Annotated in this window: 13 protein-coding genes; 1 reads left to right on the top strand and 12 read right to left on the bottom strand. The window is 40.4% G+C overall.

Annotated elements, in window-relative coordinates; all coding sequences use genetic code 11:
• Positions 1 to 426 (top strand): ATP-binding protein (locus tag ACESM9_RS10515; protein ID WP_372998027.1); only part of this gene is annotated, 426 nt, incomplete at its 5' end.
• A gap of 78 nt (positions 427 to 504) precedes the next feature.
• Here the strand turns inward: ACESM9_RS10515 and ACESM9_RS10510 are convergent.
• From ACESM9_RS10510 to addA, 12 genes are all read right to left on the bottom strand, one after another.
• Positions 505 to 1,977 carry a methyl-accepting chemotaxis protein gene (locus ACESM9_RS10510; protein ID WP_372998025.1) on the bottom strand — a complete coding sequence of 491 codons (1,473 nt, stop codon included), beginning with the start codon at positions 1,975 to 1,977 and terminating at the stop codon, positions 505 to 507.
• A 183-nt stretch (positions 1,978 to 2,160) separates the two neighbouring features.
• Positions 2,161 to 2,997 (bottom strand): YjjW family glycine radical enzyme activase, encoded by an 837-nt coding sequence (locus ACESM9_RS10505; RefSeq protein ID WP_372998023.1) that lies wholly within the window; start codon positions 2,995 to 2,997, stop codon positions 2,161 to 2,163.
• Positions 2,990 to 4,483 carry a YjjI family glycine radical enzyme gene (locus ACESM9_RS10500; RefSeq protein WP_372998021.1) on the bottom strand — a complete coding sequence of 498 codons (1,494 nt, stop codon included), beginning with the start codon at positions 4,481 to 4,483 and terminating at the stop codon, positions 2,990 to 2,992. Before ACESM9_RS10500 ends, ACESM9_RS10505 begins: the two co-directional genes overlap by 8 nt.
• 188 nt (positions 4,484 to 4,671) lie before the next feature.
• Positions 4,672 to 4,869, bottom strand: coding sequence for a sulfur carrier protein ThiS (gene thiS / locus ACESM9_RS10495; RefSeq protein ID WP_372998019.1), 198 nt, complete (start codon positions 4,867 to 4,869; stop codon positions 4,672 to 4,674).
• 9 nt (positions 4,870 to 4,878) lie between these two features.
• Positions 4,879 to 7,002 (bottom strand): aldehyde ferredoxin oxidoreductase family protein, encoded by a 2,124-nt coding sequence (locus tag ACESM9_RS10490; protein ID WP_372998017.1) that lies wholly within the window; start codon positions 7,000 to 7,002, stop codon positions 4,879 to 4,881.
• A 16-nt stretch (positions 7,003 to 7,018) separates the two neighbouring features.
• Positions 7,019 to 7,402, bottom strand: a complete 384-nt coding sequence (locus ACESM9_RS10485) for a 4Fe-4S binding protein (RefSeq protein WP_372998015.1) — start codon at positions 7,400 to 7,402, stop codon at positions 7,019 to 7,021.
• Between the two features lie 234 nt (positions 7,403 to 7,636).
• Positions 7,637 to 8,785: an NAD(P)/FAD-dependent oxidoreductase gene (locus ACESM9_RS10480; protein ID WP_372998013.1), complete on the bottom strand. Its 1,149-nt coding sequence runs from the start codon at positions 8,783 to 8,785 to the stop codon at positions 7,637 to 7,639.
• Positions 8,778 to 9,542, bottom strand: a complete 765-nt coding sequence (locus ACESM9_RS10475; protein ID WP_372998011.1) for a (2Fe-2S)-binding protein — start codon at positions 9,540 to 9,542, stop codon at positions 8,778 to 8,780. Before ACESM9_RS10475 ends, ACESM9_RS10480 begins: the two co-directional genes overlap by 8 nt.
• 11 nt (positions 9,543 to 9,553) lie before the next feature.
• A complete protein-coding gene (locus tag ACESM9_RS10470) occupies positions 9,554 to 10,633 on the bottom strand; it encodes an NAD(P)/FAD-dependent oxidoreductase (RefSeq protein ID WP_372998009.1) in 1,080 nt (359 codons plus the stop codon).
• Positions 10,630 to 10,935 (bottom strand): (2Fe-2S)-binding protein, encoded by a 306-nt coding sequence (locus ACESM9_RS10465; RefSeq protein ID WP_372998007.1) that lies wholly within the window; start codon positions 10,933 to 10,935, stop codon positions 10,630 to 10,632. Before ACESM9_RS10465 ends, ACESM9_RS10470 begins: the two co-directional genes overlap by 4 nt.
• A gap of 336 nt (positions 10,936 to 11,271) precedes the next feature.
• Positions 11,272 to 12,705 (bottom strand): sigma 54-interacting transcriptional regulator, encoded by a 1,434-nt coding sequence (locus tag ACESM9_RS10460; protein ID WP_372998005.1) that lies wholly within the window; start codon positions 12,703 to 12,705, stop codon positions 11,272 to 11,274.
• A gap of 42 nt (positions 12,706 to 12,747) precedes the next feature.
• On the bottom strand, positions 12,748 to 14,757 hold a 2,010-nt coding region (addA, locus tag ACESM9_RS10455), incomplete at its 5' end, for a helicase-exonuclease AddAB subunit AddA (RefSeq protein ID WP_372998003.1).

Raw genomic sequence — 14,757 nt, 5'->3', positions numbered from 1 at the left:
AGGCAGACATTAGGTGAATTGGAGGAAAAAATCAATGAAAGTACTCTTCAAATGAGAATCAACCTGCCTGAAAGCAAGGTAGTCTGCGAATTAGATGGCAGAAGAACCTATAGAATCTTCGATAATATAATAGGCAATATTTTAAAGTACTCAATGCCTAACTCCAGGGTATATATTGATGGAGAAGACAATGATGAAGAAATTAGCTTCATATTTAAAAATATATCCGCATATGAAATGAACTTTGACCCCTCTGAAATAATAGAGCGTTTCACAAGAGGAGATAAGTCCAGAAATACTGAGGGCTCCGGTTTAGGCCTGGCCATTGCAAAAAGCCTGGTTGAACTACAAAAAGGCAAACTGGACATAAGCATTGACGGTGATTTATTTAAATTGATTGTAACTTTTCCGAAAATAGATGGGTAGTAAAAATAAGCAACGGGGACGGTTCTTTTTGCTTCTACTCGGAAGCAAAAAGAACCGTCCCCGTTGCTTCTAATTATTTTAACTCTGCTTCAATATATGAATACCTTTTTTATCAAGCTCATCTATTTTCTCCAATACTATTTCCAGTTTTTCTAACACATTTTTCGAGAATTCTACAGCCTCAGCATAATATTCCTTAGCCTTTTCACTGTCATTTTCTTTAACAGCCTCGATAACCATTTGTCCGTATCCATGCAACTCACTGTGAACGCTGTCTATGGCCTCCCAGTCTTGTTTTACTTCAGGATGATCCATTTTTATTGAATGATAGAAATGGCCAAAGGCACATTTCTCTCCATTAACCTGTAGAGGATACACCTTCATTTCATCTACAATTTGCTTCAGCGCATTCATCCAATTTTTATGTGCATCCCTTGCTTGATTTATATTCCTTAATAATTCCTCATTATCTATGGCATTAATACTTCCATGAAGAGCATTGAGCATATCCTTTACAACATCTGACAATTCATCATCTATCTGTGAGATTTGCTTAGCAAATTCTGCACTTCTGGCTGAATCATCGGCAATGGTTCTGGTCATTAAACTCAATTTCTCCGCATCTGCGCTGGAGGTCTCCATGGCTTGGCTTATCTCATTTGTTGCAATCTTTATCCCTTCCATAGATTTGTTTATGGCCATTACATTATCAATAGTAGATCCTAACATCTCTACATTCTTTCCTATAGTTTCCGTAACTTCACCTAGTTTTTCGCTCATTTCCACAGTGGATTTCAGTGTATTATCCATGCTGCTCTTACCATCCTGGGCAGCCTTATGAATATTCATTACAAAGGAATTCATCCCTTCAAGGCTCTTTTTGGTGTCATCTGCTAATTTTCTGATTTCTTGGGCAACAACAGCAAAGCCTCTACCATGTTCTCCAGCTCTGGCAGCTTCTATAGAGGCATTTAGGGCTAAAAGATTGGTCTGGTCTGCAATGGCCTTTACACTGTTTACTATATAATTTATATTATTGGCCATCTCAACTAACTGCTGAATCTGATTGCTCATTATATTGGCATCGTTTACCACATTGTCCTTAAGCTGGTTTATTTCCGATAGTTGAGATAGAGATGTATTATTCCTGGACATCAGTATCTGAGAGGCTTCTGCCAAGTTATCCAATGTGGCTGATGTCTCATTTACCGTCTCATTTACCTCACTCATGCTGGCTGTCGTTTGCTCAACTATTGCCAGATTTGATTCGCTTAACAGAGCCATTTCTTTGGCAAAATCCATAAGATTATAGGATATATGAGACATGTTTACATCAAAGCTGCTGAGAGATGCTGCAATGGACAATATTTTCTTTGCAGCCTCACTCATTTTCCTTTCATTATCAAATAATTTTTCAAAGGAATTCAACATTCGGCTATGTATATGATATTCTGCTTTTGGTCTTTCTTCCCGCTTCCCTTCCATTCTTTTTTCAACATAACCTAGTATGCATAAAGCTTCATCACAAGGTTTTTTTATATTCTTAAACATTGAATACCTCCAGTCCTATGAATATTTTGATTCATTTATACAAAGAATACCATATTTCTACATGTTTCCTCAAGAATAATTATTTATAAATAAAAATAGGCAGTTATTTACTTCCAGCAAAAAGCAATGGGGGTGGTTCTTTTCGGAAGCGAATAGAACCACCCCCATTGCTTCTCGTTGCTTCTATATGACAACTACATCTTTACAGCCATTTTTTATTGCTATATCCTTTAGCTTCTCCATCATTTCATCTGTCGGCACGCTGCTTTTGATTATGTCTGTACGAACCCCTATAGGTCTGTATTTTATCAGTTTGTATTTTATATTGGGATTCAACTCTGCCAATCTTTTGCTTAGCTTATCCACATTTCTTTCATTGATCAAAACACCCGGGACTATTACTGTCCTGATCTCATAGAGCTTATTGATGGATGCAAGATACTCCATATTCTTAAAAACCATTTCATTATCCTGACCCGTTAGCATCTTATGTTCTTCCTTGTCGAAGGATTTAACATCCAGCATAACCATGTCTATGGCTTCTATTAACCTATGGTCTCCATAAAAGGGGATAGATCCGTTGCTGTCGATAAAGGCTGTAAGTCCAAGTTTCTTAACAGCTTCGCAAAGCTCTATTACAAACTCCTTTTGCAGCATGCATTCTCCGCCGGATAGGGTAATGCCCGATATAAAGGGTCTTGTTTTTTCTATGGCTTTTATTACATCTTCGACAGTCATAAAGGTTGTTTTTGGAGAACTACAGCTTTTGCATGCCTTAAGGCAGCTGTCACACTCCTTGCAATTTTCTTTATACCAGCGGACTATGCCGTTTTCAATATAAAGGCACTGGGTAGGGCAAACTTTTGTGCAGATTCCGCAGTTACTGCACAGATTTATGGTCTCAGGATTGTGGCAGTAGAGACAATTGAAGTTACATCCTTGAAGAAATATAGCAGTCCTGTTTCCAGGACCGTCTACAGAACTAAAAGGTATTATCTTGTTTACTAATCCCTTAAGCATCTTTTCTCTCTTTTCTGTCCAGCACATGCTGGTTTTTCACTGCACCAAGACCCAAAACTGCTGCACCGTTTAATACCTGTTCTCCTCTTTCCAACTTTTCCATATCCGATCTCTTCACCAAATACCCTGTTATCCTTACCACATCGCTGTCAGATGTATAGAAGGAAATATATCTCATGCCCACCTTCATGGCACCTTTCATTATATCCAGTACATATTGGGGATTTCTCTTTACAGTGCTGTCAAATCTGAATATATCGCCTATACCTGTTGGGAAGAACTTATGGAAAAGGGCACAATGCTTTATATGATCCCATATTTCTGGTTCTTCTCCTATAGGTATGCGGCATCCAGGAGCTATACCCTTGTCTGTGTCTATACCTACCTGGGCGTGGAGAAGGAATTTGCCGTCAGAGAATTTGCAGTATGGATTATGATGCTTGTTTACTTCTTCCTCCAGCTTTTCAATTATCCTTACACCCAAATCGTCGGCTTCCTTTGAGTGTCCAAATCTGGCCTTCTGGTCTTTGGCTCCCAATAGGTGGTTGACTGCATCAGCCAATCCTACCATTCCAAACATGGAAGTGAATCTATCAATACTTATAAGTCCCTCTTTCACAAGGAAGCTGCTTTCAAAGTATCCGCTTTCCTCCATGAGGAATTTAATTCTTTCATCCATGTAGCCTGCCATTTTCTCCACTGCATCGGGAAGCAGATTGTTTATAAAGTCTTCCGTATCCTTTGCCATTGGAGCCAATTTTCCCATATTTAATCTAACCAGTGTAAAGTTGCCTCCACCAATGGGCAGTCCGTTATAGCAGCTGGCAATGGAATAATCTTCTCCTAACTCGCCAACAAACATTTCATGATTTGCAAAGCTAGGCTTAGCAGTAACAAGTGCTGTGTTGATTGAATCCAGTGCAAGATCATCGGGAGTATTCTGACTATATTTCAGAGTAAGATTAGGAATTGATGCATTAAGCTCCCTGGAAGCTTTTAATATCAGTCTGCCCGCCTTAGTATCCTCAGGTCCGATATTGGCATGGCAGAAAGAATCTGTTATTGTCCTGTCTATATGAAGAAGGAACAGCTTAATTGCTTGATATGCCTCTTCTTCGTCTTCCACAAATCTGTCAAGAATAGTATCTATATTGCCTAAATATACAGGGAAGGATGTTATGGAAGGAACATGCTTATAAAGTATTAGGAGACTGTTTACAGCTTCCCAGATATTTTTCGGCGGCTCTAAACCTAAGAATTTGCTTCCATTTTTTAAGAAAACTTCATAATCCGGCACTATATATCTTGGCCTATATGGAGCATTGCCTTCGAAAAGATCGCATATGACCCCTTCTTCCCTGTATTTTTGTGTTTCGTCATCGATGTTGAGAGGCTTTATGCTGTTTTCTGCAGCCTTTGCAAGAGTCAATACTTTTTGCTCATATGTTAGAGAAGTGTCTTTTATTATTTTTAATATATTATCCATAATAAAATCTCCTTGAAATTATATTTTTTTACTATTTTGTATGAAAGTTAAGTCTTCATATGTACATTATAGTATATTTTGTCTAAACATTAAAGGATGTAAATAATAATTATTATTGTTTGCATCCCACATTGTGTATGAACGTATACTTTCCGACATAATAAAACAGGAGCAATATAGCCCCTGTTTTATCCTCCTGCCATGAGGTGGATGCACTGTATTTCATCACCGTCATGGATGACTTTTGTATCAAATTCTTCATCCCTGATGAATTGTCCGTTTATCTTTACCGTTATTCTGGGATAGGAGTACTTTTTAAGCTCCAGGAGCCTTCTTACAGTCATACCTTCCTCCCAGGGAAATTCCTTTCCATTTACCTGTATCATAACATCACCCTATAGATGTTTTTTCACTACTTCTATAAGCTCAGGCAGATCCATGCCTATTTCCTTAAGTTTCTCAATGGTTGGTACCCCATCCATTGTCCAGCCTCTTCTCTTGTACACCGCATCTGTGAGCCTTTCATATTGTTCTTCTCTATATTTCCTCAAGGCTGCCATTTTCTCTTGTGTTGTCTTGCCTTCAGGATCAAATCCCACCAGTTCCTTCAATTGCTTGTCATATCTCTCCTGTCTGGACAGATATTCTTCTTCAGTCACAGGACCCATGGATCTGTATGGAGTCTTGTCATGGATTCTCTTTCCGTAACCCATTCTTATATTGAATATTCTCTGGAAATTGTATACTCTCTCGGATTGTACTATGAGCTCATGCTTATCTATATTCTTTCCTGTTACTCCATTGAAAATATCCACATAGTTTTGTACATGTTCCGGAATCTTTGCCGGTTCATCGGTATATTTATTATCTTCCGGCGCAATGTCATTCCAGGGCAGCTTGCACAATCCCATCAACCCAAACCAGGTTCTGAACATGGGGAAATAGTGCAATGCTTCGGCTTTATCTTCAAAGGTAGGTATCTGATTGTTTACCATATCCATGAATATGAGCCAGGCTTCATCATGCTGAGGTCCCTTATTGGTAAGGCCATAACCTCCCTGCTGTGCCAGGGATTCCTTGCTCAGATACTCTGAATATTCCAAGCCCTTCTGTTCCATTCCTATATCATTTAGAAAATCGGCATCAGCGCCATATTCCTCTATAAATATCTTTTTCATCCTTCTTATGCCCAGACCTGCAATCTTTCCGAAGCCTTCTCCTCTGGACATTTGATGTAGTAATTCCAGTGCTGCTTCCTTGTTTCCGAAGTAAAGCTCCAGACCTCCGGTTTTCTCCTTATCAAGTATGCCATTTTCATAGCATTCCATTACAAATGCAGTAAGAGTTCCAAAGGATATGGTGTCAACGCCATAGGTGTCACAGTAGAAGTTTAGCTCCAATACTCCGTCCCTGTCGAATACTCCTATGTTGGAGCCGAGGGCTGCTGCGTTTTCATACTCAGGGCCATCTACTATAACCTTTTGACCCTTGTAGGGGCCTGTTTCCGGTATAAAATCATCGGCAGCCTTGGCACAAGATAAGCTGCAGCCATACCAGCAACCATCAGGCAGACCCTGGGTCACCCTTGCCTGGAACTTATCAGAAGAAATCTTGTAGGTATCCTTATGGCATCCGAATTTGTAGTTGTGGGTTGGAAGAAGGTCGTATTCATCCATTACTTCGATGATATTGGCGGTACCAATCTTCCTCATTCTATTCTGCTTATCATCCAAGTCGCAAATTTCCTTGTGAAGCTTAATACCTGTCCTGTTTATCTTGCCTTGATCTGCAGGATTATTGAGATTTCCCTTGGTTCCTTCGAACCTTACCACCAATGCTTTGATTTTTTTGTCTCTAAATACGGTACCTATGCCACCTCTTCCTGCCTGTTTAAGCCTTACACCTTTTCTTCTTATATCATAGAAGCTAAAGTTTAAAAGTCCGATAAGGGTGTGGTCTGCTGCACTTCCTGTAGACACCACGGATATATTCTTCTTGTCCTCTTCATCTTTGGCGAATCTTTCTGTCAGTATTTCAGAGAGCAAATGGCTGTCCTTTTCCTCAATATCGCTTTCCATTATCTGAACTATACCCTTGTTACCATCTATGTAGATAATAACATCATTTTCCGCCTTGCCCTGAAGCTCCAGAGCATCAAAGCCAGAAAATTTAAGGTATGGTCCGAAATAGCCTCCCACATTGCTGTCCATGGGCATATGGGTCAGTGGAGATAAAGTAACCACCAAGGATTTGCCCGAACCTGGATATTGAGTTATACCAGCTACAGGACCATGAGCGATGACTATTTCATTTTCAGGATCGTTCCATCTGGTTTCAGGAGTCACTGCATTCCAAAGATACCAGAGTCCAAAACCTTTTCCACCTATGAATTTATCTTTCATGAACTGAGTAACTTCTTTTTCCTTTATGGTGTTATCACCTACATTTATATACAAGGATCTGTTGTTATAACCTCTCTCTATTTTCCCTAATTCATATTTATATTCCTTCAAAATCATAATTTCACCTCCCAAATTACTCTTCACTTATATAGATTGCACCTGTTGGGCAAGCCTTTACACATTGACCACAGGATACGCATTTGAAAGGCTCAATATAATCGTCATGCATAAACATGGCAAGCTCCGGGCAAAAACCTACGCACATGAAACAGCCTACACATTTCTTTTTATCTATTCTTACTATTCCGTTCTTGTCTCTATTTATTGCTTCTACCGGACAGATATCAATACATACCCCGCATTGGGTGCATGTGGTGATTTGCGGATGAGAGTCTGTCTCTTTGATTCTCAGGCAAGCCTTTTCTGGATTTTCTTCCTTAAAATAAAGCTTTGAACAAGTATTTTCGCAAGCATGGCATTCTATACATTGTTCAGGATTTTTTCTCAAGACCTTCATTCTTACACCCCCAAAATAACATTTATCTCACTTATTTATTATACATGAAAAAAGATTCAGGTAAAACTCATATGATTTCAAACCATTGGTGAACTTACAAGCTGCGCCAACATATCAGTTGCATAATTTATGCCACTTTGATAATTAAGATACAGCATTGTATATTTCAATTATTTTGATTTGCATACAAATAGCGTATCATAAATGGTGCGCTATTTGTCCTATGTTTGGTACTTATACTACAGAAGGTTCAAATACCAGCTCTCCCCGTGCAAATCTATCCTTATCAAGATTGTCAATATTTATAGTTGTAGGCTCTCCCAGTATTGTCTCTGCCATTAAAAGACCTGTTGCAGGTCCCAGCATGAAACCATGACCGCTGAATCCGCATGCAAGGTAGAAACCTTCCAGTTCCTTTACTCCCCCGTATATGGGCTGAGCATCCTGTGTCATGGTGTAAAGCCCTGCCCATTGTCTGATAACTCTTAGCTTTGATAACAAAGGCAGCAATTCACAGCAGGTTCTAGCCATTTTCTCAAGGAACTGCCAGCTGGAGCTTATTCTTAAATCTGTAGGTTCATTATCGTCTCCTCTTCCCATGATGAAACTGCCATGGGGTGTCTGCTGACAATATATGTTCAATGCAAAGCTCATGTACATAGGACCTTGCAGAGGTTCAACAGGCTCTGTAACTAGTATCTGATGGCGCTGTGCATATACTGGTATATCTACGCCTGCCATCTCGCCGATTTTTTTTGAATATCCACCTGCTGCATTTACAACTATGGGAGTTGATATATAACCTTTGTCTGTTTGAACTCCTGTTACCTTTCCCTTATCCGTGGTAATGCCTGTTACGGTTGTATATGTCATAAACTCTACTCCCAATCTTTTAGCTGCATTAGCAAAGGCTTCCGTAGTGTGGAATGGATTTAAATGGCCATCCTTGGGGCAGAATGTTGCTCCTAGTATTTTTGTTTCATCCATATGGGGGATGATTTCCTTTGCTTCCTTTGGAGAAAGATATACAGATGGAATACCCAAACTGTTTTGCAAAGCCACATTCTTTTTGAATTGCTCCACTTCTTTTTCCGTTGCCGCCACTATCAAGTATCCACCTTGCTTGAATTCTATATCATGCACTGCTCCCAGCTCTTCATTGGCATTCTCATAGAATTCCGTTGATAATTTAGAAAGGCGGCAGTTTCTTTCTGTCCCCCACTGCATCCTTATGCCTGCGCCGCATCTTCCCGTTGAGCCGCTGGCAAGATACTGTCTTTCAATTACCACTATGTCCTTTACACCTTTTTTAGCCAAATTATATGCAATTGAGCATCCTGATATGCCCCCGCCAATTATAACAACATTAGCAGTCTTATTCATTATCTTCACCTCCTGTCAATGCTCCCAGCTTGATAGCCTTTACAGGTGGCCTGAAGGTAGTCATAGGCATATCCTTCATGTTCTGGCCTGTAGCCTTTGCCAACTCCTGCATTATCAACTGCCTGCATGTTCTTCCCTGACATGGGCCCATACCTGCCCTGCTTATTCTCTTTAATTCATCAAGGGTTCTATATCCCATTCTTATAAGTTCTCTCAGTTCGCCGAGGGTCAGCTCTTCACAACGACATACATATGTATTATCGCTGAAGTAGTCATTTATGTTGAAGAATCTTACTTCCATAGAATATTCTTTAGGTACTGCCAGAGATACCACAGGGGTTCTGTCCTGAAATTTGGCGTTTTGCACCTTAATAACTTTAGACCTGCATACAGGCTTTCCTTCTCTATCTAATGCAGTGACAAAACTTCCTTCCTCAGGTAGAGGCAAAAACTCATAGGGTATTTTCACCAATGCTTCAGTATCAGAGTATGTTTCATCTATTATGAATATGGAAAGTCCAGGACAGTTTACCACGCATACTCCACAGCCAGTGCATTTATCAAAGTCCAGTTCTGGTCTGTCATTTATATCCTTAAACTCCTTGATAGCTCCAAATTTGCAGGACGTATAGCAAGGATTGCAGGGTATCTTCTGGAAACATTCAATTACTGCTACAGGCCCTTTGCTCCTTCTCTCGGCAGAAGGAGTTACACCTGCTATATCTTCTTTGCTTGGTATACCTGTTTTTTCTAACATTCATATCCCCCCTATGCAGTGACCTTAGAAAGGCCAGTCAATATTTTTTCTCCTACCGGACCGGATCTTAATGAGTTTAATTGCTCCAGGCAGTCAGATCTCATCTCTTCATAGCTTTCATTATAGTATCCCAAACTTTTGGCAGCACAAAGCCCCGCCAACCTGCCTTCCACCATGGCGCTGCTGGCTTCTTCTATTCCTGCCACGTCTCCAGCGATGTAAATTCCATTGACACTGGTTTCCATATTTTCATTTCTCAACGGCACATGGCCTCCCAATTCGGGTACAAATACCATTTTGCAGCCTATCTGCCACAGGAGTTCTGCTAGAGGTGAAAGTCCTACGGATATACACATTACATCAGCTTCAATATCCTGCTCGGTACAGGGAATTGGCTGCCACTTTTCATCCAATTTGCATATGGTAACCCTTTCTAAGGAATCCTTGCCATGAGCATATTTAACAGTATGAGATGTTAGAATTGGAATGCCCATCCTCCTTATTTTAGAAGCATGAACCAGATATCCTCCGATTTTGGGAGCAGCATCTATTATGGCTTTTACATTTACTCCCGCCTGCATCAGCTGATAGCTTACTATTAGTCCGATATTGCCAGCCCCTACCATAAGCACATTGTTTCCCGGCTTTACCCCGTATACATTCATAAGGGTTTGAACTGCTCCGGCACCGTATATGCCAGGCAAATCATTGTTGGGAAAAGCCAGAAACTTTTCTGAAGCCCCTGTTGCAACTATTACTTTATGAGGTTTCAGCTTCATATATTTATCACTTTGTTCCATTGTAAGAACTCCGTCTTCATAAATGCCTAATACTGTAGCATCCGTCAATACCTCAACTCTATCCTGGTACTCCTTAAGTTGCTCCTGGAGTATACCTGCTATGTCAATGCCTCTGGTGGAAGCATATTGTTTCTTTGAACCAAAAAACATATGGGTCTGCTTTCTCAACTGACCTCCCAGATGGTCGTCCCTTTCAATGACAGTGACCTTAGCTCCTGAAGCTGCAGCTGTGATTGCAGCAGAAAGTCCTGCTGGTCCTCCTCCTACTATTGCTATGTCTGTCATCTTCATTTCAATACCCCCTTGCCTTGCTGCGTTTCCACCATCATGCCCTCTCTGAGTTTTTCCACACATACTCTAATATTAGGTTCTCCATCTACCGTCATAAGGCAGGAGGAGCAGTTGCCTATGGCACAATAAAAACCTCTTGGTCTACCGTGATTGTGGCTGTGCCCTAAAACTTTCACACCTGCTGCATGAAGGGCAGAGGCTATGGTATCTCCTTCAAAGCCTTCGTATTCCTTACCATCAAAATAGAACCTGATTTTTTCCCCTTTTTTAAAAGATAAAATTGGGTGTTCTTCAATCCTCACAAAATAACCCTCCCTTATTAATCTTTTAATTTATATTCACTGGATTTCATAGTTTTCATCGAATAGACAACATAATTAATAAGTGCAAATATCATGCCATATATTTCAAAATTGCAGTTTTCAGTATTTTCAAAGGATTTGGCAATATTAAGTTTTGTATAGTGTCAATATATTGACACTATACATCGTGAGAACTGGTTAATAGAGTGTATTGACAAAGCAATTGCCTTTATTATAGTGCTGAAAACAATAGCTGACGTAAACTTGAGATTTAAGGAATAAATGACAAAAAGCTGACATATATGTCAGTATTTTGACATATATGTCAGCTTATCGTCAGTTTTCCAATCCGTATTTTTTTAGTTTAAAATACAAGGTGCTTCTGGGAATATTCAGCAGTTTTGCAGCCTTTGATTTATTGTTCTCCGCCATTTTCATGGCATTTATCACCGCGTTTCTTTCTGCATTGGCTAATACTTTATTCAGATCATAAGGATTATCTTCACTTTGTACAGCTTTGCGCTTGTTATATTTATAAGTTATGTTTTCCGGAAGGGTATCTACATCCAGGGTGGTGAGTTTATTATTCTTTGCTATTACCACCATCCTCTCAATTACATTTGTAAGCTCCCTTACATTTCCTTCCCAGTCATGCTGTATAAATGCATCCATAACCTGAGGAGATATATTAAGAATATTTAACCCATATTCCATGCAATAATCCTGTACGAATCTGTTGGCAAGAAGAGGTATATCATCTTTCCTTTCCTTTAGTGGAGGAAGCTTTATCAGCACTGAATTAAGCCTGTAATATAAATCCTTTCTGAAGGTGCCCTTCTCCACCATTTCTTCCAGGTTTCTGTTGGTTGCTGCAATTACTCTAATATTTACCTTCACACTCTTTTCGCTGCCGATTTTCGTTACTACTCCATCCTCCAATACCCTCAGTATTTTCGGCTGCATGTGAAGAGGCATATCGCCTATTTCATCCAGGAAAAGCGTTCCTCTGTGAGCTAACTCAATTTTGCCGGTTTTCCCTTCCTTCAGTGCTCCTGTAAAGGCTCCTCCAGCATAACCGAATAATTCGCTTTCCATAAGATCATTGGGTATGGCGCTGCAATTGATGGGCACATATAGGCCTTCTCTGCCGCTTTCCATATGTATGGCTCTTGCAAACAACTCCTTGCCGGTACCACTTTCGCCGTAAATCAACACATTTATATTTGAGCGAGCCACATCTCTGGCCAAATTTACTGCTTCCCTGAATTTGCGGCTGTTTCCCAGTATGGTTGAGAAGGATGAACGGTTTTTGTTTATGGCAGTCATTTCCTTTTGCAGCACATCGAGATTGGAGCGAGCCTTGCTGAGAAGCTCCGTAGTCCTGATATGATCCGTCACATCCCTATCCAGGCTTAAGCCTCCTACCAACTCCCCATTATAGTACAAAGGTGAAGCACTTATGATATTGAAGGTGTTCTCCCTGGGGCTGTTGTATATATTGTCATAGGACTTTTTTTCTTTTATAATCCTCTGCAGAAGGGAGGAAGGGAAAAACTCCTTGATGTGCTTACCTATTATATCCTCCTTTTTTATGCCGTACATCTTCTCAGCAGCAGCATTCCAATACTTTGTTATCCCATCTTTATCAACTATGGTTATGGCATCATTTATGCTGTCTAGTATCACTTCCAGCTCTCTGTCCTGCTCTTCAAATAATCTGAATATAATAACCAACCCCTTTTTCGAGGCACCGGGTAGAAGCAGAAGCAATGGGGACGGTTCTTTTTGCTTCTACGTTCCCGATAGCTTAAATTATAGTTGTACTGCTTCGCCTATGTGGAATAAATATATATATTTCTCGTCCACATTCCTTTTCAACGCAATCTCCAGAGCTTTTTCGTAATATTTTATCTGGGTTCTGTAACGGGAGATTATATGGTCAATATTATTTTTGTCTACATAGTCCGTCTTATAGTCCAGCAAAACAAGTTTATCTCCCTCCAGGAAGTAGAGGTCAATTATTCCCTGAATCAATATTTTCTCTTCCGAATATTCCAAACCATCATCAGGAAATATTTCTTCCGGGCTTACTTCTATGTTGAAGGGCATTTCCCTATATACCTTTTCCGCATTTTTTATTCTCTTGCCCAAAGGTGAGGAAAAGAATCTATATATTCTCCTTACATCTGCAGCCTTAGCCCATTCTTCGGTGATATACTCTTCTTCATAGAGTCTTTGGATTTGCTCTTCAATGGCTTCTATAGTATCAATATTTTTCAAATCCAGATGCTGCATTATATAATGCATGGCACTGCCTTTTTCTGCAGCGGTCATCTTTTTGGTTGATTCCATGAATCTGGGCTTTTTCAGATGCTGGGATTTGAACAAGTTCTGAATCGGTTCTTCTTCCAGTCCTGTAGTCATCCTTTTTACCTCGGTAACGGAAAGCTTCACAGGAAGCTTTGCAATTCTTTCATAGGGGTATTTCCATTCCAGTTTCCTCACTATCTCTTGATGAAGCTGTACTTTGCCCTTTTCCTGCTCCAGTTGTTCAAGGAAATTTGCTTCATGACTCTCTACTTCTTCTATATGCATATCCAGGAAGTCATCCTTCTTCCAGGTAGTTACTCTCCATTTTGATTCATCACCAGCTATCGCTTTTCCATTGCTAAAGTCAATGCCATAGGTCTTCAGCAGCTCATGAGAATCCTTATGCCTCACAAGAGCCTGGCCTATCCAATCCAGATACCGGCTTCCTCTGGCTACCAGATCCGGCTTCAGCCTGTCTTCTTCACAGTCCAGAGCCGCTGCCCATCGGACTATAGATTTCTCCAGGTTTTTATCACAACCTGTTATAATAAGTTTCTCCTTGGCTCTGGTCAAGGCTACATAAAGGACCCTCATTTCTTCAGACAGACTCTCAAGTCTTATCCTCTGCTTTATCGCCAGCTTAGGCACGGTGGCATAGGCTATTCTCCTATCCGGGTCTACCAAATCTATGCCAAAACCCAGTTCTTCATGAAGAAGCAATGTCTTGTTGGCATCCTGTAAATTAAACTGCTTGCCAGCACCACCCGCAAATACAACAGGGAATTCCAAACCCTTGCTTTTATGTATGCTCATTATCCTTACCACATCATCATTTTCTCCAAGTATCTTTGCATTTCCCATATCTCCGCTGCTGGTCTTCAGTTTGTTTATAAAATTTATAAAATTAAACAATCCCTTGAAGCTGGTTTCCTCATATTGCTTTGCCCTTTCAAATAAAACCTTCAGATTGGCTTGCCTTTGATTCCCCTGGGGCATTGCTCCTACAAAGCTGTAATATCCTGTGTCGTTCATAAGGTACCATATCAGTTCATCTGTAGGCAAGTAGAGGGCCTTGTCCCGCCACATTTCCAGCCTCTCTAAAAAAGCCTTCGACTTAGTTCCCAGGCCGTCTTCCTTAGCTGAGGTCTTTATCAAAGCCTCATAGAAGCTGTTGTCCTTGTCCTCCAGCCTAATGTCCATCAGCTCTTCCGATGTAAATCCTGCTATGGGAGACCTCAGAACAGATATCAAAGGAATATCTTGCATTGGATTGTCAATTATCTGCAGCAAGGACATTACTACCTGTACCTCCGACCTTTGGAAAAAACCTGTAGCTGTGTCTGCAAAAACAGGTATACCCATAGATTCCAGCTCCTGAAGAAAAACTTCGGCCCATCCTCGCACAGTTCTCAGCAGTATTACTATATCCTTATATTTTATATCTCTGTAGCAGTCCAAATCTCTGTCATATACTCTGAAAGCCTGAGAATTCTCCCCTCCCATGCCCATAAG

The organism is Lutispora sp. (assembly GCF_041687175.1).
In the GTDB taxonomy this organism is placed as follows: Bacteria; Bacillota; Clostridia; order Lutisporales; family Lutisporaceae; genus Lutispora.
This window is presented reverse-complemented; position numbering and strand designations above follow the sequence as displayed.

Excerpts from the sequence above, each read along its gene's own strand:
- ACESM9_RS10480 (WP_372998013.1), bottom strand. The coding sequence starts at position 8,785 with ATGAATAAGACTGCTAATGTTGTTATAATTGGCGGGGGCATATCAGGA.
- ACESM9_RS10485 (WP_372998015.1), bottom strand. The coding sequence starts at position 7,402 with ATGAAGGTCTTGAGAAAAAATCCTGAACAATGTATAGAATGCCATGCT.
- ACESM9_RS10470 (WP_372998009.1), bottom strand. The coding sequence starts at position 10,633 with ATGAAGATGACAGACATAGCAATAGTAGGAGGAGGACCAGCAGGACTT.
- ACESM9_RS10475 (WP_372998011.1), bottom strand. The coding sequence starts at position 9,542 with ATGTTAGAAAAAACAGGTATACCAAGCAAAGAAGATATAGCAGGTGTA.
- ACESM9_RS10500 (WP_372998021.1), bottom strand. The coding sequence starts at position 4,483 with ATGGATAATATATTAAAAATAATAAAAGACACTTCTCTAACATATGAG.
- ACESM9_RS10490 (WP_372998017.1), bottom strand. The coding sequence starts at position 7,002 with ATGATTTTGAAGGAATATAAATATGAATTAGGGAAAATAGAGAGAGGT.
- ACESM9_RS10505 (WP_372998023.1), bottom strand. The coding sequence starts at position 2,997 with ATGCTTAAGGGATTAGTAAACAAGATAATACCTTTTAGTTCTGTAGAC.
- ACESM9_RS10510 (WP_372998025.1), bottom strand. The coding sequence starts at position 1,977 with ATGTTTAAGAATATAAAAAAACCTTGTGATGAAGCTTTATGCATACTA.
- thiS (WP_372998019.1), bottom strand. The coding sequence starts at position 4,869 with ATGATACAGGTAAATGGAAAGGAATTTCCCTGGGAGGAAGGTATGACT.